The 18447-nt window shown below is 59.0% G+C and carries 16 protein-coding genes; 14 read left to right on the forward strand and 2 right to left on the reverse strand.

What is annotated here, in order from left to right:
* Nucleotides 1-49 precede the first annotated feature (49 nt).
* Together WG78_RS14995 and WG78_RS15000 are read right to left on the reverse strand one after the other, a co-directional pair.
* On the reverse strand, nt 50-931 hold the full coding sequence (locus WG78_RS14995) for a LysR substrate-binding domain-containing protein (protein ID WP_053938663.1): 882 nt from the start codon (nt 929-931) through the stop codon (nt 50-52).
* 59 nt (nt 932-990) lie between these two features.
* A complete protein-coding gene (locus WG78_RS15000; RefSeq protein ID WP_053938664.1) occupies nt 991-1773 on the reverse strand; it encodes an alpha/beta hydrolase in 783 nt (260 codons plus the stop codon).
* A gap of 628 nt (nt 1774-2401) precedes the next feature.
* On the opposite strand from WG78_RS15000, the gene WG78_RS15005 reads away from it, so the two are divergent.
* The 14 genes from WG78_RS15005 (at nt 2402) to WG78_RS15070 (ending at nt 18375) form a co-directional block, all read left to right on the forward strand.
* Nucleotides 2402-3535: a porin family protein gene (locus WG78_RS15005; RefSeq protein WP_152969228.1), complete on the forward strand. Its 1134-nt coding sequence runs from the start codon at nt 2402-2404 to the stop codon at nt 3533-3535.
* A gap of 89 nt (nt 3536-3624) precedes the next feature.
* Nucleotides 3625-4056 (forward strand): hypothetical protein, encoded by a 432-nt coding sequence (locus WG78_RS15010; RefSeq protein WP_152969229.1) that lies wholly within the window; start codon nt 3625-3627, stop codon nt 4054-4056.
* Between the two features lie 25 nt (nt 4057-4081).
* Nucleotides 4082-5569 (forward strand): undecaprenyl-phosphate glucose phosphotransferase, encoded by a 1488-nt coding sequence (locus WG78_RS15015; protein WP_083459192.1) that lies wholly within the window; start codon nt 4082-4084, stop codon nt 5567-5569.
* 65 nt (nt 5570-5634) lie between these two features.
* Nucleotides 5635-6528: an EpsD family peptidyl-prolyl cis-trans isomerase gene (locus WG78_RS15020; RefSeq protein ID WP_053938667.1), complete on the forward strand. Its 894-nt coding sequence runs from the start codon at nt 5635-5637 to the stop codon at nt 6526-6528.
* 1 nt (nt 6529) lies between these two features.
* Complete coding sequence (gene epsE, locus WG78_RS15025) at nt 6530-7318, forward strand: polysaccharide export protein EpsE (RefSeq protein WP_083459184.1); 789 nt, start codon at nt 6530-6532, stop codon at nt 7316-7318.
* Nucleotides 7319-7330: 12 nt separating this feature from the next.
* Entirely contained in the window at nt 7331-8710 is a 1380-nt protein-coding gene (epsF, locus tag WG78_RS15030) for a chain length determinant protein EpsF (protein WP_053938669.1), read from the forward strand.
* A 10-nt stretch (nt 8711-8720) separates the two neighbouring features.
* Entirely contained in the window at nt 8721-9584 is an 864-nt protein-coding gene (gene epsG / locus WG78_RS15035; protein ID WP_053938670.1) for a chain length determinant protein tyrosine kinase EpsG, read from the forward strand.
* Between the two features lie 62 nt (nt 9585-9646).
* Nucleotides 9647-10525, forward strand: coding sequence for an exosortase B (xrtB, locus tag WG78_RS15040; RefSeq protein WP_053938671.1), 879 nt, complete (start codon nt 9647-9649; stop codon nt 10523-10525).
* A complete protein-coding gene (epsI, locus tag WG78_RS15045) occupies nt 10522-11211 on the forward strand; it encodes an exosortase-associated protein EpsI, B-type (RefSeq protein WP_053938672.1) in 690 nt (229 codons plus the stop codon). The genes xrtB and epsI overlap by 4 nt, the downstream gene beginning before the upstream one ends.
* A 48-nt stretch (nt 11212-11259) precedes the next feature.
* The gene (locus tag WG78_RS15050) at nt 11260-12828 is read left to right on the forward strand and encodes an O-antigen ligase family protein (RefSeq protein WP_152969230.1); all 1569 of its coding nucleotides are present in this window, start codon (nt 11260-11262) and stop codon (nt 12826-12828) included.
* Complete coding sequence (locus tag WG78_RS15055) at nt 12825-14438, forward strand: alpha-L-arabinofuranosidase family protein (RefSeq protein WP_053938674.1); 1614 nt, start codon at nt 12825-12827, stop codon at nt 14436-14438. Before WG78_RS15050 ends, WG78_RS15055 begins: the two co-directional genes overlap by 4 nt.
* Nucleotides 14439-14531: 93 nt before the next feature.
* Nucleotides 14532-15656 (forward strand): glycosyltransferase family 4 protein, encoded by a 1125-nt coding sequence (locus WG78_RS15060; RefSeq protein ID WP_053938675.1) that lies wholly within the window; start codon nt 14532-14534, stop codon nt 15654-15656.
* A 470-nt stretch (nt 15657-16126) separates the two neighbouring features.
* Nucleotides 16127-17377 carry a polysaccharide pyruvyl transferase family protein gene (locus WG78_RS15065; protein ID WP_083459186.1) on the forward strand — a complete coding sequence of 417 codons (1251 nt, stop codon included), beginning with the start codon at nt 16127-16129 and terminating at the stop codon, nt 17375-17377.
* Nucleotides 17378-17385: 8 nt separating this feature from the next.
* The gene (locus tag WG78_RS15070) at nt 17386-18375 is read left to right on the forward strand and encodes a glycosyltransferase family 2 protein (RefSeq protein WP_053938677.1); all 990 of its coding nucleotides are present in this window, start codon (nt 17386-17388) and stop codon (nt 18373-18375) included.
* The last annotated feature ends 72 nt before the right edge of the window (nt 18376-18447 follow it).

The raw sequence follows: 18447 nt of genomic DNA on the forward strand, positions 1-18447 counted from the left end.
CCCCGCAAGCATGGGCACGGATGCAAAGCTGCCAGATCCTCCGCAGCCCTCAAAGCCGCGCCGCCAGAAAATCCAGAAAACAGCTAATCCGCGCGGCCAACTGCGTATTACGGTAATACACGGCATGCACCGGTTGCCGCACCACATCGGTAAATTCGGCCAGGATCTGCACTAGCCCACCTTTGCGCCTGTCCTCGGCCGTCATGAAGTCGGCCAGGCACACAATCCCTTCCCCAGCCAGCGCCAGATGCCGGATCGTCTCGCCGCTTGATGCCGAAAGCGCCGGCGTAATCTCAAACGTATGGCCACCTTCGTGGCGCAGCGGCCAGGTATTCAACGTTGCCGTGTGGGTAAAGGCAATCAATTGATGCGCGTGCAGCGCTTCGGGCGTCTCTGGCGTGCCATGTCGCTGCAAATAAGCGGGCGAGGCCAGTATCCGCAACTGATTGCCGCCCAACGGCCGCGCGTGCAGCGTCGAATCTTGCAACTCACCGATGCGGATCGCGATATCCGTGCGCTGTTCCAGCAAGTCAATAATCTGGTCGCTGGTGTTCAGTTCCAGCTCCACCTGCGGATACGCCTGGCGAAACACACCCACCAGCGGCACGATCACATGCAGCATAAACGGCGCCGCAGCATTGACGCGCAATTTGCCTGCAGGGGATTGATGCCGGATCAGCAAGGCTTCTTCCGCTTCATCCAGTGCCGCCAGAATGCTGCGGGCATGCAGCAAAAACAGCGCGCCTTCTTCCGTGAGATCCAGCCGTCGGGTCGTACGATTAAGCAGCGTTACGCCTAATTGCTGTTCCAGCTTGCCCAATGCCCGGCTGACGCCAGAGGTGGTCTGGCCCAGGCTTTGCGCCGCGCCGGTGAGCGATCCCGCATCGGCGACGGCAACAAAGTTGCGTAGCGCTTCGGTACTCAATGTCATTGTTGACTCCGCCGCAATCAAAAACGCAGTAAGCCGCGTTTTGAAGCAACAGTAAAGCCTTAGCCGCGCCCAGCGGCCAATTGCAGCGCGCGATTCACTGCCGCAGCTTGCGCCGACATATGATCTTCACCCGCAAACACCATGGTCTTGACGGCACTAGAGCCATCAAGCCCTTCCAGCGCTGCCGCCAGATGTGCGGCTTCGCGCTGCATATAATCCGCTTCCTTGCCGCCCGTGCTCACATGCAGCGTCCCACTACCGGCCAGTCCTTCGGCCACTGATTTCTTATAGGCTGCGACATCGGCGGCCACCGCTTCGCGGTTAAACCACAGTGATGGGCTGGAAGCAAAGTAGCGCGCAAACAGGGTGGGCCGGCGCAACGCCAGATGCACCGTAAACAGTCCGCCCAGTGAGTGCCCAAACAGGGCCAGCCGGGATTCGTCCACGCCCTCCTGTTCCAGTAATGTGGGCAGCAATTGTTGCTCGATGAATTCAGAAAAACGCGCCTGTCCGCCGCCTGGATGTAGCGGGCCGTAATGGCGCGGCAATGTCTGTAGATCGGTCTCGGGTGTCATATCCATAAAGCGGCGTTCCGGAAAGAACGCGCCTTCGCCGGGGTAGCCGATGCCCACGACGCAAAGCTGCGCCAGCGCCGGATTGCAGCGCTGAACCGCCACCGCAGCCGGAAACGCCGCGTTGCCATCCAGCAAAATCAAGCAAGGCGAGGGCGTGCCGGCGGCTGCGGCAGGCGCCACAAAGATGCGCCATACCGTGCCGTCGGGGCTGCTCATATCCTCGCAGCGCGTGCCGCTGAGCGCGATCTCTGCAGGTTGATCAGTCATTTCCGCTTCTCCTCTTTTCCCTCAGCGCTAAATGTAGTCGCCGCTGAGCAAATTCTTTTGATCGGCGTGCCTTCCTGTGCATTAATCGACAACAACAAGACAGCTACACATAAGCTAACAACAATAAATAATCGGAAAAACCGGTCAGTAGTTCCGTCAAAAATAAGCGATCAACATTACGCCGTAGGCGTGCGCCTACAGAAAGATGCGCGTAATGCGAGATGGACGGCGACCCTTCCTAAGCCTGCTTTAAGGCACCAGATGAGACCCTTGTTGACAAGGTGCAGAAAGCATTTGAGCGGAATTCGGTAATGTTGCTCTCTGGATTCTCGTGATGTGGATCACAAATAGTGTGTAAGTAGCTGATAAAAAACACATATTAAGCCGTTAGAAATATGAACACGTAAGAATGTACAGGTGTTCGGCCGCAAGATTGCCATATATTGTGTGTAAGTAATTGTTCTGATGATATGATACTGCCGTTAGTTTGGTGTCCGGTTTTCGTCCAATCGCAGTAATGAAATGACCAATAACTCTGATAAATGCGCGCAGTGCCGGCCGGGCGCTGCGGGAGGGCGTAGTAGTGAAATGCTTCATCCATAAAGCGCTGCCATTGAGCATCGCACTGATGTCCGCAACCAGCTGGGCAGCGTATGACCCGACCGATGCTCAGTACGCCTACGCCAGCGCGGCTTATCTGTATGACAGCAACGTGTTCCGTCTCAGCGACAACGCCAATACAGTTGCCGTGCTAGGGCAGGACAAGCGTAGTGACATGATTCTGACCGCCAGCGCGGGCGGCCATGCCGAGATCCGGCCTTCGCGTCAGGTCTTCGCGCTGGATCTGAATGTGCGCGCGCCGTTTTACAACACCTACAGCGATCTCAACTATGTGGGCTGGGACGGCGGCGCTAAATGGCACGGCGAAATCGGCAAGCAGTTTTTTGGTTCGGCTTCGCTTACCAGCGCAAAAACGCTGTCTGCGTTTGAAGACGTCGCGGCGGCGCTTACGGATTACGCGACCACAAACTCGGGTAACGCCGCGTTTGGGGCGCATATCACCAGCAATATTGATTTTCAGGTTCACGCGAGCGAATCGCGGGTCAGCCACACCGACGAAACCTGGCTGGACGTTAAATCGCAGCGCGCCGGGTCAACGCTTTCGTACGCGACGGATTGGGGCAGTACCTTCGGTCTTGATTACGAATACACGAAGGTGACCTATGACAACGACACGCTGTTGGGGCAGTTGCTTAACACCGATTACAAAGAAAAAACCCTGGGCCTCAGCCTGCACTGGCCCTACAGCGCCAAGCTCAGCTTCGACGGCAATATTGGTCGTTTGAGTGTGGACCAGGATAACGGCGGCTCGGCCACCAGTTGGCAGGGCGGGGCAGACGTCAACTGGCAGATCACCGGCAAGACTTCGGTCGCGCTGACGTATGCGCACTCGCTGGATTCGCCGGGCGCCACTTCCGGCCAATCGTTTACTGATCACTACGGCATCAATGGCCACTACGCATTAAGCGCAAAGATCAAATTGCGCGGCTTTGCCACCTATGACAAGCGCAAGTATCCCGGCTCGCTCAACGTCGGGGACTTTGTTGAAAACACGCGCACCTTCAACGTAGGCCTGGACTGGTCGCCGACCACCGCGATCCAGACATCGCTGTACGGCCAGTACGAAACGCGGAACTCGGACATTCCAGGCAATACCTTTGGCGACCACACGATCGGCGCCAACGCCAAGTTCTGGTTCTGACCGCGCAAGACTGAAAGCACGCTGTACCCAGCAACACCGCAACACCGGCAACACCCAAAAACAAGATCAAAACCTTGAAGCACAAAAAAATGAAAACACGATCTCTCACACGCTTTGCACTGGTGAGTGCATTGGGACTGGCACCGCTGTACGCCCATGCACAAGCCGCAGTCATGACATCGACCACCGCTGAAGCCGCCACATGGCAAAGCGCGGTGGTCTCGGCCGATAGCCGTGATGACGGCCATCAAACTGATGGCGAAGCGGCGCAAGTACTTAACGCGCTGCCGTTTTTCCGGCTGGCGGAAGTCGGCCTGACCCGCGCCGCATCGCTATCTGGCGGTGCGATGGCGGAAGGCACGCTCGGCGGTTCGGCGGGCAATACCAGTGGGGTAGGGGCAGGCGGTGGTGGCGCACGGCAACGTGACATCCCCGCCGTGCCCGAGCCGGAAAGCTGGTTGTTATTGACGCTCGGTGTGCCGGTATTACTGGCGCGCCGTATGCGCACTTCAAAGAAGTAATTCAGGCAACAGGATGGGTAAAGCCATGAACACCGTGAACACGCTGGAAACCAGTGCCGCCCTCAGTGTGGACGCCGCGCGCGACGACGCCGATGCGTTGCCCAATTATCTATTGGGCGATCGTTTCGGCGAGTTTTCCAAGGTCGCGCCGGTGGCCAGCGTGTTCAAACTGGTCGTCGACCCCGTGCTGGTGGTCGGCACGATGGTACTGCTGGCCTGGTTGTTCGATGTGGCCATCAGCGGCTACACCACCGTGCTGGCAGTCATCGCGTTTTTGCTGTCCGCATTGGTGCTCGAAGGCACGGTGCTGTTTGTGCCGGGCAATTCGCGGCCGTGGCAGGGGCTGGGCAAGATGGCGGTCAGCTGGTTGCTGATCTGCATGTTTCTGTATCTGCTGGGCAGCGCCACGCACTTTGGCGATTATTTCGATCCGCGTTTTGTGTTGACGTGGATGGCGGTGGCGCCCGTTACGCTGGTGCTGACGCACTGGATCATCCGTTCGGTGGTGGTGCATCCGGGCCATTCGCCCAGCAAGGCCAAGCGCGTCGCCATTGTCGGCGCCAACCACGTGGGCCGCTTGCTGGCGCGCCGGGTTAAAAGCAGCCCCATCCACAATATCGAATTCGTCGGCTTTTTTGATGACCGCAGCATGGACCGGCTGGACGACGTCAAGCCCGAAGAAATCCTCGGCCCAATCAGCTCGCTGACGCGTTATTGCAAAGAACACGATATCCATGAGCTGTATATCTCGTTGCCGATGACCTCGCAGCCGCGCGTGCTGCAGTTGCTGGACGAAACCAAAGACACCACGGCCTCGATCTATTTTGTGCCTGATCTGTTTATCTTCGACCTGATCCAGGCGCGATTTGACCAGATTGCCGGCGTGCCGGTCGTGGCCGTGTGCGAAAGCCCGTTTGTAGGCGTGCCAGGCGTGGTCAAACGGCTGATCGACATCTTCCTGGCGCTGGCCATCCTGGCGCTGATCTGGCCGATCATGTTGGGCGTCGCCATTGCGGTCAAAGTGACTTCGCCGGGCCCGGTGTTGTTCCGGCAGCGACGTTATGGCGCGGATGGTCAGTCCATCACCGTTTACAAATTCCGTTCGATGACGGTGATGGAAGACGGCGACAAGGTCACCCAGGCCACACGCAACGATCAGCGCCTCACCCCCATTGGTGGATTTTTGCGTAAGGCGTCGCTGGACGAGCTGCCGCAGTTTATCAATGTGCTGCAAGGCCGCATGAGCGTGGTCGGCCCGCGGCCGCACGCCAATGCCCACAACGAGCTTTATCGCAAGCTGATCAAGGGCTACATGATCCGGCACAAGGTCAAGCCCGGCATTACCGGCTGGGCGCAGGTCAACGGCTACCGCGGCGAGACCGACACGCTGGACAAAATGCGCCGTCGTATCGACTTCGATCTTGAATATCTGCGCAACTGGACGGTGTGGATGGACATCAAGATTGTGCTCAAAACGGTCACCTCGATGATCAATGACCGGAATGCATTCTGATAAGTTTGCCTTAAGCTACGTAAGTTAATGTTGGTCTATTACTGTCTCAATCGGAAAGCTTAATGATGAAAAACAATAAACTTGTGTACCCGTTGGCGGTGGTTCTCGCGGTGGGCTTGTTGGCCGGTTGCGACAAGAAACCCAAAGCTGCCAGCCCCAGCCAGGTACTGGCTCGCGTTAACGATGCCGAAATCACCGTGCATCAACTCAACTATGTACTGGCGCGTCAGCCCAATGCGTCGGACGACCAGAAGCAACAGGTGCTGGACAAGCTGATCGACCAGGAACTGCTGGTGCAAAAGGCTGAGAAGCTCAAGCTGGACCGCGATCCGGCCGTGCTGCAGTCGATCGAACAATCGCGCCGCCAAGTGTTGGCCCAGGCCGCCGCTGAGCGCGAATTCGGTCGCCCGGCCGAGCCGAGCCAGACCCAGATCGACGACTTCTACAACAAGAATCCCAACCTGTTTGCGCAGCGCAAGGTGTATGACCTCGAAGTCTTCGCGGTCAAAACCAGCGACGTCAAAGACGACCTGCGTAAAGAGCTGAACGACAGTAAGTCTGCGGCTGACACGCAACAGATTCTGCAAACGCACAACATCCAGTTCCAGCACTCGACCACGCAACGCGCGGCCGACCAGTTGCCGCTGAATGCGTTGCCGCAGTTTGCCGCGATGAACCCGGGCGATATCTCGATCATGCCGCAGGGCGACGCCACCATGCTGCTGCAACTCAAGCAAGCCACGCCTGCGCCGGTGGCCGAAAAAGATGCCTCCAAAATCATCGCGCGTTATCTGCAAAGCGATGCGGCGCGCACCACCGCTGCGGACCATCTGAAGAACCTGCGCGGCGGCGCCAAAATCGAATACGTCAAACGCTTTGCCTCAGAACCGGCCTCGGTGGCCAGCGGCGAATCGGCAGATGACGATCACAACAAATCCGGTATCAAGGGGCTGAATTAACATGATGAAGTGGCTACTTACCTTGTGCATGGCGTGTGCCTTCGCCCTGCCGCTGGCTGCGCGTGCTGAAAACGCGGGCGAATACAAACTCGGCCCTGGCGATGTGATCAAGGTCAGCGTGTACGACCATCCCGATCTGCAACTCGAACTGCAACTGACCAAAGACGGCGAGCTGTCGTTTCCGTTGATTGGCCAGGTCAAGCTCAACGGCGCATCGTTTGCCGAAGCTGAACAAGCCATCGCGCAACGCCTGTCCAAAGGCGGCTTCGTCAAGAACCCGCAAGTGAATGTGCTGATTTCGCAATACCGCAGCCAACGCGTTTCCATCATTGGTGAGATTGCCAAACCGGGCCGTTACTCGCTCGATTCGGCCACCAACTTGCTGGATCTGCTGGCCATCGCAGGCGGCCTGACCGGCAACGGCGGCGATGTGGTGCAACTGCTGCGCGACGGCAAACGCACCGACATCAACCTGCCGCGCGATATCAATAACGGTAAGAGCGAAAACACCACGCTGCGCATGCAAAACGACGACGTGATCTACGTCCCGCGCATGCAGCAGTACTACGTGTACGGCGAAGTAAACCGCTCGGGCAATTTCCGCCTTGAGCAAAACCAGACCGTGATGCAGGCGCTGGCAGTGGCCGGTGGCTTTAACCAACGCGCATCGCACACCTCGATCACCATCAACCGTACCCAGCCCGATGGCAGCGTCAAAACCATCGAAGTTCAACCCACCGATCTGGTTCAGGTCAATGACGTTATCTACGTCAAAGAAAGCCTGTTCTAAGGGGAGACAGTCATGAACTTTACCCAGTTTCTTCAGGTACTCAAGGCGCGCAAAGCCATCGTGCTGACGGTCTTCACGGTGGTGGTGCTTACTACGCTGGGCATCAGCATGATCATGCCCAAGCGCTACACCGCCGAGCTGGTGATGTCGATCGACAGCCGTGGTCTGGATGCCGTAACCGGTCAGCCCATCAACAGCTTTCTGACGCCGGCCTATCTGGCCACGCAGGTCGACACCATCAACAGCCATAACGTGGCGTTGAAGGTGGTGGATCAGCTGGGCCTGGCCAACTCGCCCGAAGCGCGTCAGCGCTGGGAAGACGCGGGTGGCGAAGGCAACTTCCGCGACTATATGGCTGATTCGTTGATGGGCAAGCTCGAAGTCAAACCGAGCCGCGACAGCAATATGATCACCATCTCGTACACCTCGCCGGATCCGCACTATGCGTCGGTGGTGGCCAATGCCTTCGGCGCGGCTTACCAGAAAATGCTGGTAGATATCCGCTCGGCCAACGCGCAACAAAACAATGACTTCTTCCAGCAGCAGCTCAAAGGCCTGAAGAGCGATATGGATCGCGCTCAACAACGCCTGACCGAGTTCCAGCAAAAAGAAGGCATCAGCGCCACCGATGAACGCATGGACATCGAAACGCAACGCCTGAACGATCTGGCCGCCCAACTGGGCCAGGCCCAATCGGCCACGCTGGACGCGCAATCGCGTGCCCGTGGTGGCGTGTCGTCGCCGGACGTGCTGAACAACGGTCTGATCCAGAACCTGAAAGGCACGCTGGCCTCGCAAGAAGCGCAGTTCAAGCAAATGCAGGAAAGCAACGGCCCCAACTATCCGAAATACAAAGAAATGGAAGCGCAGGTGCAAGCCACGCGTGACCAGCTCAACCAGTTGCTGCGTCAGTACTCGGGTAGCGTCAACAGCGTGGCCGCCAACTCGGCATCACGTCAGGCTGCGGTGGAAAACGCCATGGCCGAACAGAAAGCCCGCGTCATGGATCTGAAAAAGCGCCGCGCCACCATGGATGCGCTGACCGCCGACGTTGAAAACGCACAGAAAGCCTATGCCCAGGCACAACAGCGTTCGTTTGAAACCATGCTGCAAAGCCGTAACTCGTCCACCGACTACGCCATCCTGAAATCGGCGCCGGAACCCAATGGTCCGTCTGGCCCGCGCGTGTTCCTGAATACGCTGTTGGCAGTGGTGGTGGGTCTGCTGCTGGGCATCAGCTTTGCCTGGCTGGCTGAAGTGATGAACCGCCGCGTGCGCTCGGCCATGGATGTTGAATTGCTGCTCGATGTGCCGGTGCTGGCTGACTTGCGCAAGACCCGCCGTCTGCGCCGCCCGCGCCCCCCGATGTTGAACGGCCCCAAGGCCGCGTGAGGAAGCCATCATGAAACAGGAAATCATCATTCATAACCAGCATCAGGGTTTGCCCACCGGCAATATGGGCCAGCTGCTGCTGGACCAGGGCAAGCTGACGCTGCAGCAAGCCGAAAACGTGCTGCGCCTGCAAAAAGAACAGAACATCCTGTTCGGCGAAGCGGCCATCAAGCTCGGTTACGTTACCGAGCGCGATATCCAGTCGGCGTTGTCGTACCAGTTTTCGTATTCGCACGTGGCCGGTCAGGAAACGGATCTGGCCCCGTCGCTGGTGGCGGCGCACAAGCCGTTTGACCACGAAGTCGAAGCGATCCGCGGTCTGCGCAGCAAGCTGATGCTCAAGTGGATTACGCCGGGCAACAAATCGCTGGCGATTACCTCGTGCGAAGAAACGCTCAAAAGCCACTTGCTGGCCGCCAACCTGGCGATCGTGTTTTCGCAACTGGGTGAACGCACGTTGCTGATCGACGCCAACATGCGCAATCCGCAACAGCATGATCTGTTCAAGATTGATCAGCGCCCCGGCTTGTCCGACATCCTGGCGGGTCGCGCCAACCTGACCGCGGCGCGTGCCGTGGAAGGTCTGCGCGCCCTGCATGTGCTGCCGGCCGGCACCGTACCGCCCAACCCGCAAGAACTGCTGACCCGCATGCACTTTGACGAACTGATGCTTCAAGCCATCAGCGAGTTTGATGTGGTGATTGTCGACACCCCGGCGCTGGATGCCGCGGCCGATGGTCAACTGGTGGCGGCGCGCGCGCGTGGCGTGGTGATGGTGGCGCAAACCGATATCACCCCGGTCAAGAGCCTTAACCGCGGCCGCGATGAAATCGTCGGCTCGGGTGCGGAAGTCCTTGGCGTGGTGATGGCGTAACCGGGATCGCGCCAGCGCACGCCGCTGGCGCACCCGTAACCGCTTTAAAAAGAGAGATCGTGATGGATAGTGGCTCGACCCTGCCCAGGAACCTGCCTGGCGAAATCAGCGCGTTGCTCAGCCGTCTGGCGCTGCCCCTGGTGGGCTTGCTGATCCTGCTGGTGCCCACCGTGCTGCGGCTGGCCACCACTTTGTGGGATTCCGACGAACAGGCGCATGGCCCGATCGTCTTGCTGATCGTGCTGTGGTTGTTCTGGTCGCGTCGCGAAGAAGTCAAATTCAGCCCGCCTTCGTGGCTGGGGTGGCCGCTGCTGGTGGTGGGCGCGGTGATGTATGCGCTGGGCCGCTCGCAACAGGTTTATCTGTTTGAAATTGGTGCGTTCATCCCGATGCTGGCTGGCTTGCTGCTGGTGTACGGCGGCTGGGCTTTGCTCAAAAGCTATCGTTTTGCCCTGTTTTTTATCCTGTTCATGATTCCGCTGCCGGGTTCGGTGGTGGATATGCTCACCGGCACGCTCAAGCAGTATGTATCGGTGCTGGCCGAAAACGCCTTGTATGCGCTTGGTTATCCGATTGCCCGTACCGGCGTGATGCTCACCATCGGACCGTACGAACTGCTGGTGGCCGATGCATGTTCGGGCCTGCATTCGATGTTCAGCCTGTATGCGATGGGTCTGCTGTATCTGTACCTGGCGCAATACAAGTCGATTAGCCGCAACCTGCTGATTTTTCTGGCGATTGCCCCGATTGCCTTCCTTGCCAACGTAGCGCGCGTGATGATTCTGGTGTTGGTCACCTATCACTTTGGCGACGCCGCAGGCCAGGGCTTTATCCATGGCTTTGCCGGCATCATCATCTTTGCCGTCGCGCTGGTCTTGTTGTTCTCGCTGGATAGCCTGATGGGCTTGTTCACGCTGCGTCGTAAAGGAGCTGCTGTATGAAATCGCTAACCAAAGGCCTGATCGTGTGCGCCATCATGGCCTCAAGCGCCGTCGTGGCGCAGCAGATGACGCCCACGCATTTCATGTCGCAACAACGCAAGATCACGCTGGGCCAGTCCATCCCGCTGCAGTTTGGGGTGTGGAAAGCGGTGGATGACACCGCGCCGCTGGTGCAGTCGGCCGAATCGGAATCGGCCACGGCCAAGCTGTACAGCCAGATCCTGTCGCGCACCTACGTTAATCCGCAGGGCGATCGCATCATGTTGCTGATTGCTTATGGCGAGGATCAACGCGATAACGGCGGCCGCCAGTTGCATCGCCCCGATATCTGTTATCCGGCGCAGGGCTTTGCCATTCATGGCGTACAGCAAGCCACCTTGCGCACGGGCGCGGGCGCCGTGCCGCTGACGCGCCTGACTGGCGTCAATGGCCGCCGCATCGAGCCGGTCACCTTCTGGACCACCATTGGTGATCAGATCGCCGCCAATCCCATGGACTTCAAAAAGCGGCTGTGGGGCTACGGCTTCCGCGGGCTGGTGCCGGACGGTTCGATCGTGCGTGTCTCCACCATTTCGGCCGATGAGACCCGCGCTTACGCCCTCGAAAACCAGTTTATTGATCAAATGGTGTCTTCCACCCCGCAGACTGCCGCTGTCCTTGGCGTTGCGCCGGAAGCCACCTCGTAACGCTTGCCCGACCAGAACACGGTAGCTCGCTACCTGGAGAATAAAACCGTGCGCCTCGCTCTTGACTTCAATCAGATCCAGCTGCATCCCGCGGTCTACCGCGTTTATGATTTTCTCGCCCGTTGGGTGCCCCCGGTTCTGCGCTGGACGGCCCTGGTTTTGCTGTGCCTGTTTGTGGGGTACTCAATTGCCCTTGGCGGCACCTTTGTCAGCATCTTCTGGTGCGCGGTCGCCTGCATGGTGCTGCTGCCGCTGATCATCACGCAGCAAAACCAGATGCTGCGCGAAGGCACCGTCTATTTTTGTCTGTTCTACATCATGATCCTGCCGCTGGGCACCAAGCTGATCAGCCAGTCGTTGTATGGCCCGCCCCAGGTGTTGCTGGTCGTCACGGGGCTGTTGGGCTTGCCCGCTTTCTTGCGTTATTGCATGCAAAGCCGCTTGTTGACGTGGTCGATGGTCGCCTTTGTCTTGTTTGTGGTTTTTGCCGGCCTGTCGACCTGGCTGGGGCGCTCGCGCACCATGCCGGCGCTCAACCAGGGTTTTAACGACCTGAAAGTGTTGATGATGATCACCTGCGGCTTTCTGGCCGTCTGGCCTGCGCGGGCCGAGCGCATCATCGACCGGTTTGCCCGTTATTACTGGATGTTCGCCGCCGCCGTGGTGGCGTTCGAATGGGGCGCGCCCAGCATCTATTTCACGATCTTCAAACACGATCTGACCTCGCGTGACCCGACACACCTGTTTCCGTCGCGCGCCAATGGTCCTACCGATTTTCCGGTGTACCTGGCGGCCACCTCCAGTTTCTTCATGATTTATTGTTTCTCGCGCATGCTCACCAGCAAAAACTGGCGCCCATGGTTATTCGCCACCGCAGGCAACGCGATGGTGCTGTTGTTCTCGGTGCAACGTCAGGCTTTGCTGGGCGCTATCCTGGCGTGTTTTCTGGTGATGTTGCTGTCGCGGCCGCAAGTGCTGATTCGTCGCGCCGTGATGGCGCTGTTTGGCCTGGCGGTGGTCGGTAGCGTGATCGGTAGCGTGTATATCGACTACGTGATGCGCGATCTGAATACCTATGGCTCGCAGCGCACGACCACGGCCACCGCGCCGCGCGCCGTGATTTTCCAGACCAGCGTGGACATCGCCCGGCAGTACTTTCCGTTGGGTGCCGGTCTGGGCACGTATGGCGGGTCGGGCGCGTTCAAATACGATGATTCGCTGTATTACGAAAGTGGTTTCAATCGGCTGCCATGGTTTCGCGAGGCCAACTATCTGATGGATACCTACTGGCCCAATCCGATTGGCGAAACCGGTCTGCTTGGCGCCGGCAGCCTCTTGCTGTGCTATGTGTTGATGACCTTGTTCACCATTCTTAAAGCGTTCAAGGCGGTACCCGAGACCCGGATGTACTGGTTGCTATGCGCGGGCACCAATCTGTCGGTGCTGCAACTGACCGCCACGCACCCGGCCTATACCGAACCGCGCTTGTTTTTGCTGACCGCCATTACCTTGGCCTGGGCGGCGACGCGCGAACGTGAAGCCAGGCTGAAAGCGCAGCCCGAAGTGGCCAGCGCACCACCGTCAGGGCGGTTGCGGCCGATGGGGAGCATGCGATGAAGCGCTTTATCCAGTCTGGCTTGCTGTTGACCCTGGCGTTGGCGCAAGCCGCGACATGGGCCGCGGACGCAGGTTGCAGTGGCGTTGACCCGGTTGCCGTCAGCATCGACCCCAATCAGGTGCTGCGTAACAATGTGCCGCGCGGCCTGTTCGGCTTTAACTTGCCGTGGGCTGATTTTCAGCAAGGTTTTACCGAAGACGGCAAAGTGCGCGCCGATGTGCTGGCGTGGCTCAAGCCGTTTGGCGGTGCGTTGTACCGCTATCCGGGCGGCACGCCGTCCAACTGGTTTGAGTGGCAGAAAGCGGTGGGTGAGCAGCGTACCAAACAGGTTTTCGACTACGACCGTCCGGTGCTGGCCACCTTCGGCATCGATGAGATGCTGCAGTTCATGAACCAGGTGGACGGCCGCGCCATCTTTACGCTCAATCTGCAAGGCCCGTACAAACAAACTCTGGATGCGGACTGGGCGGTACAAAACAGCATGGGCTGGATGCAGCACATCAAGGACAGCAAGCTTGCACATTGTCAGAACATGGCCAGCGCCGAATGTCGGGTGGCCTACTGGGAAATGGGCAATGAGCTGGATATGTCCAAACGCTGGCAATCGCAGCCCTATGGCGCGCGCGTGCAGGCGGTCCTGAATGCGGCGCAAGACAAGTTTCCCGAAGCGCGCATGCTGGTGGGATCGCAGACCTCGCCGTGGGGTCGCAACCCCAATCAGGAAGCCGATTTCGATCAGCAAGTGGTGCGCCAGATGGTGGGCACCGACGCAAAGCAGAAACTGAAAGCGCGCAGTCTGGCCGGCGCCAACAAACCGGCCGAGATCAATCCGAATATTTATGGCGTGGCGTTCCACATCTATTACGACGGCCAGGACGTGCCGACGTCGATGGGCTGGGCCAACCGCTTGCATAACCAATGGCTGCAGCAAGGCAAAGACGCGGGTACGCGCGGTAGCGATGCCGATAATCCCGGTAACCATATTGTGGTGACCGAACACGCGTTGTGGCCGGGGTTTCCGGCCGACAACAAATGGGACGGCAAGCTGGCGCTGGCCAGTGGCGGCCAGGGGGCGTTGTCCACGGCCGACTGGATACTCACCGCGGCGCAAACGCCGTATATCGAAGGCATGAACTGGCACGCCATCGAAACCGGCGCGGCCTGGCGTTTGTTCCAGTACGTGCCGGCGGCCAATGGCAAACCGGCGCAGGTGTTTCCGCTGCCGGTGTACTGGGGCCAGCGCACGCTGCGTGATGCCTGGCTGGATGATCTGATCAAGGTCACGCCTGCGGTCACTGGCCGCGTCGCCAATTATTCGTATGGCCTGCGCATGGCCGCGATGCGCAGCAACGATCACAGCCAGACCAGCTTGCTGGGCGTTAACCGCAGCACGCAGCCGGTGTTGCTGCAGCTCAAATGGCCGGTGGCCGCCAGCAAACTGAATATGCTCAGCACCGCCGTGGGCGAGCGCACCGCGATGAATACCCCCGACGCGCCCAACGCCATTACGCAAAAGCAAAGCCAGATCAGCGTGGCGGCCAACCAGCCGACCATGGTGTGCGTGCCGGCGATGTCGGTGTTTTCGCTGGCCAGCAAAAGCGGCCAATAAGCGAACACGCCTGGCGGTACTGGCCACCCGATTTGTCCGCCTGGCCTTTGCGCCGGGCGGGCGCAGATTATCTTGATTCAAGCGGTGACCCACATGGCAACCATACTGACCGGGAAATCCTATCCCTTTATTTTCAATACGCCGCGCAGCAACCAGTTCGATACCGTGGTGCGCTCCAAGGTGTACAGCGGGCATCGGTTCTGGGGCCCGTTGCAAGCGGTGTCGGTGCAAAAGCGCGTGGGCGGCCCCGATCTGATCCACGCCTTCAACAGCATTCCGCTGGATCTGAAGCCGTACGTGCTGGGCTTTGAAGGCGAGCTGCCACGCTCGATGTCCGGGCCGGGGCGCGTGGCGGTGCGTAAATTGCTGCGCCCGCAATTGCTTAGCCGGCGTTGTCGCGGGCTGTTTCCGATCAGCAAATTTGCGCGCCACCTGTTTGAGCGTTCGGCGCGCGACTGGCCCGACTTTGATCAGGCACTGGCCAAATGCCAGGTAATGTATCCGAGCATTCCGCTGCACGTGACCGCAGCGCGCACGCTGCATACCAACCCCATCACGCTGACCTTTATCGGCGCGGAATGGGCGCGCAAAGGCGGGGCGGTGTGCGCGCGCGTGGCACGGTTGCTCAAGGCGGCGGGCGTGCCGTTTGTGTTGAATGTGATCTCGCGCATGGATTACGGCATCCACGTCTACACCGACACCAGCGCCGAGTTTTACGCCAACGATATTGCCGCGCTTAAAACCGAGGGCGTGCGTTTGCTCAACGGCCTGCCCAACAAACAAGTGCTGGAAATCCTAGCGCAGAGCGATCTGTGCCTGTTGCCCACGCTGGATGATTCATTCGGCTTCAACATCATCGAGAGCATGAGCTACGGCGTGCCGGTGATTGCCTCGGGCATCTGCGCCATTCCCGAAATTATCGATGATGGCGTGGATGGCTTTTTGCTGAAATTGCCGGTGGATGAGGGCGGCCGCTGGCAGCACATCTACACGCCGGGCGAACAACGCGCGGGCGCCGATTTTCAGCGCAAGCTGGACGCCACCTACAACGATATGGCCGCGCAGATCAGCGCGATCGTGCAACGCGTGGTGGATGGCCAGATTGACTATCACGCCTTGTCGGCCAATGCGATCAAGAAAATCGAAACGCGCTTCGAAGCCAACCTGATCAGCGAACAGTGGCATCAGATCTACAAACGCAGCCTGCGCGCGGCATAACCTGGCCGGGCCACAGACGCCGTGGGCAGAGGGCATCTGTCCACGGCGTTTTTTATGTGCATCGGTCAGCTGGAATGCCGCCCAGGGGGTGATTTCGACCTTCTGCACCGCTTTGATGACCTTTCATCCGGGTAAAGCGTTGTCAGCATCAAAACAACAGCGCTGAAAGGCAAGCGTAGTGAGTTGCCGCACATGCACTTGTAGCGTGTCGGACAGAGCCCGATTGACGCATTGCAGCAAATCCTTATTTAGCGCGCTTTCAGGCCTGTTTTTAGCCACGTAGTGGTGTGTAGCAGACTACAAAAAACTTTCTCTACCTGAACAAAAATTATCGTTATAATCGTCAAAAATAGTGGCGTAGTGTAAACATCAAGAAAGCAATAGATATCGCAAGGTATACGCGCAGAACGATGTTGGCACTGGGGTCGCGTAATGCGGCCAGCCAGCCCAGGCGTGCTTAGGAGACACCATTGAAAAACACGACATCCGCTGGTTTGCGCCAGCCTGCCACCCTGACCGTCGGGCTGCTGTGGCATTCCATCTCGTCCGATAACCTGGGCGTGGGTGCGCTGACCGAATCGCAGATCGCCATTTGCGAGAAGGCCGCGCAACGCGCCGGCGTCAGCGTTAATTACATTCTGTTTGGCACCTCGGGCGGCAGCAGCTATGCCCCGGCCGGCGTGCGCATCGAACAAGGCCCGCGCGTGTCCATCAAGCGCATGCTGACCGGCAATTCGGATTACCTGCGCGAAGTGGAGCGCTGTGATCTGGTGCTGGATATCGGCGAGGGCGACAGCTTTGCTGATATCTACGGCACCAAGCGTTATCTGTTTTTGCTGGCGTCCAAACTGGGCGTGCTGGCCAAAAACAAACCGCTGGTGTTGTCGCCGCAAACCATCGGGCCGTTTGACAAGCCGCTGCAACGTTGGGCCGCCTCCGCCGTCATGCGCAAAGCCGAATGCGTGTTTGCGCGTGATGAGATGTCGAGCGCCTATCTGGAAAAACTGGGCGTGCGTGGCAATGTGCGCGAAGTGATCGACGTGGCCTTCCGCCTGCCGTTTACCAAGCCGGTGCGCGAAGCGGGCGGCAAGACAAAGATCGGCATCAACGTATCCGGTCTGTTGTTTGCGGGCGGCTACACCGGCAACAACCAGTTTGGCCTGACCATCGATTACGCCGAATACATGCGCTCGCTGCTGCGCACGTGGACCGCGCTGCCTGATACCGAAGTACATCTGATCGCCCACGTCATCCCCGACAACATGCCGGAAGAAGATGACCGCGTGGCCATCACCCAATTGCTGAAGGAATTCCCCAGCGCCTTTAAAGCGCCGGAATTCCGTTCCCCGGCCGAAGCCAAATCGTTTATCTCGGGCATGGACTTTATGACCGGCGCGCGCATGCATGCGTGTATTGCGGCGTTCTCGTCCGGCGTGCCGGTGGTACCGCTGGCGTACAGCCGCAAGTTCAACGGCCTGATGGCCACGCTGGGTTACACCTGGCTGGCCGACGGCAAGGCAATGACCACGGCTGAAGCGGTGGCGATTACGCTCAAGGGTTTCGAGCAACGCGAAGAACTGGCCGCGCAAGTGGCACGTGGCAATGCGCGCGCCGCAGCCCGGCTGGATGACTACGAAGACTTTCTGGTCGATCTGTTCAACCAGGTGCAACCGGCGGCCAGGCGTAGCGCCGTGGCAGCACAGTCGTTGCAGCAGGCGTGAGCAAGATCATGAAAACGCCCGCCGTCGGCATCGTCATCCTGAACTGGAATGGTTGGCGCGACACCATCGAATGCCTGGAAAGCGTGTATGCGCTGGATTACCCGGCGTTTAACGTGGTGTTGGTGGATAACCATTCCAGCGACGATTCGATGAACCAGATCGAAGCGTGGGCGCAATCGGAACGCGGCCGCGCCTTGATCGAGGGCGGGCTCACCCGTTGCAACGCCGGTACCCCGGCCGAAACGGGTTTTCGCCACAAATCGCTGCATCTGATCGACGCGCCCGACAACGGCGGCTTTGCCAAGGGCAACAACCATGGCATCCGTTATTCGATGCAGCAAAACGCCGGCCTCGTCTGGTTGCTCAACAACGATACCGTGGCCGCGCCCGATGCCCTGACCGCGCTGGTGCGCGAAACCCAGCGCAGCCCTGATATCGGCATGTGCGGTTCGGTGCTGGTGTATTACCACAACCGCAGCCAGGTGCAGGCTTATGGCGGCGTGTACTTCAATTTCAAGCTGGCGATGGGCCGACAGCTGGGGCAGGGCGCGCCGGTGGGTGACGTGCGCCTGGGCGAGATCAAGGACAGTGATCTGACCTATATCTCGGGCGCATCGCTGATGCTGACGCGCGCTTTTCTCGACGAAGTCGGCCTGATGGAAGAAAGCTACTTTCTGTATTACGAAGAAGTCGACTGGGCCGTGCGCGGCCGCGACTGGAAGCTGGCCATCGCACGCGACAGCGTTATCTATCACAAGGAAGGCGGCAGCATCGGCACCAAATCGCTAAGTGCGCGCTCGCCGCTTTCGCAGTACTACCTCTATCGCAACATCATCCGTTTTTACTGGCTGCGCAAACGCTGGTTTTTTCCGGTGGCCGTGGCGCGCGTGCTGCGCGAAATGAGCAACACCGTTAAATCACGCGACTGGAACCTGTTCCGCGCGACGCGGCGCGCCATGGTCGACGGCTTGATGGGACGCAAAGGCGCGGGCTTCTGAAATCGTGCTGTAGTTCACGCCCTGCGCTTGTTGACGTGTCATTTAAGTTTTTATTCAGGCAAAGCAATACAA

Origin of the sequence: Amantichitinum ursilacus (assembly GCF_001294205.1) — a bacterium.
Lineage (GTDB): Bacteria > Pseudomonadota > Gammaproteobacteria > Burkholderiales > Chitinibacteraceae > Amantichitinum > Amantichitinum ursilacus.

What these genes read in the sequence shown, in the direction of transcription:
- epsG (WP_053938670.1), top strand. Translation starts at nt 8,721, where the DNA reads ATGAAACAGGAAATCATCATTCATAACCAGCATCAGGGTTTGCCCACC.
- WG78_RS15060 (WP_053938675.1), top strand. Translation starts at nt 14,532, where the DNA reads ATGGCAACCATACTGACCGGGAAATCCTATCCCTTTATTTTCAATACG.
- epsE (WP_083459184.1), top strand. Translation starts at nt 6,530, where the DNA reads ATGATGAAGTGGCTACTTACCTTGTGCATGGCGTGTGCCTTCGCCCTG.
- WG78_RS15000 (WP_053938664.1), bottom strand. Translation starts at nt 1,773, where the DNA reads ATGACTGATCAACCTGCAGAGATCGCGCTCAGCGGCACGCGCTGCGAG.
- WG78_RS15055 (WP_053938674.1), top strand. Translation starts at nt 12,825, where the DNA reads ATGAAGCGCTTTATCCAGTCTGGCTTGCTGTTGACCCTGGCGTTGGCG.
- epsI (WP_053938672.1), top strand. Translation starts at nt 10,522, where the DNA reads ATGAAATCGCTAACCAAAGGCCTGATCGTGTGCGCCATCATGGCCTCA.
- WG78_RS15070 (WP_053938677.1), top strand. Translation starts at nt 17,386, where the DNA reads ATGAAAACGCCCGCCGTCGGCATCGTCATCCTGAACTGGAATGGTTGG.
- WG78_RS15005 (WP_152969228.1), top strand. Translation starts at nt 2,402, where the DNA reads ATGTCCGCAACCAGCTGGGCAGCGTATGACCCGACCGATGCTCAGTAC.
- WG78_RS15020 (WP_053938667.1), top strand. Translation starts at nt 5,635, where the DNA reads ATGAAAAACAATAAACTTGTGTACCCGTTGGCGGTGGTTCTCGCGGTG.
- epsF (WP_053938669.1), top strand. Translation starts at nt 7,331, where the DNA reads ATGAACTTTACCCAGTTTCTTCAGGTACTCAAGGCGCGCAAAGCCATC.
- xrtB (WP_053938671.1), top strand. Translation starts at nt 9,647, where the DNA reads ATGGATAGTGGCTCGACCCTGCCCAGGAACCTGCCTGGCGAAATCAGC.
- WG78_RS15015 (WP_083459192.1), top strand. Translation starts at nt 4,082, where the DNA reads ATGAACACCGTGAACACGCTGGAAACCAGTGCCGCCCTCAGTGTGGAC.
- WG78_RS14995 (WP_053938663.1), bottom strand. Translation starts at nt 931, where the DNA reads ATGACATTGAGTACCGAAGCGCTACGCAACTTTGTTGCCGTCGCCGAT.
- WG78_RS15010 (WP_152969229.1), top strand. Translation starts at nt 3,625, where the DNA reads ATGAAAACACGATCTCTCACACGCTTTGCACTGGTGAGTGCATTGGGA.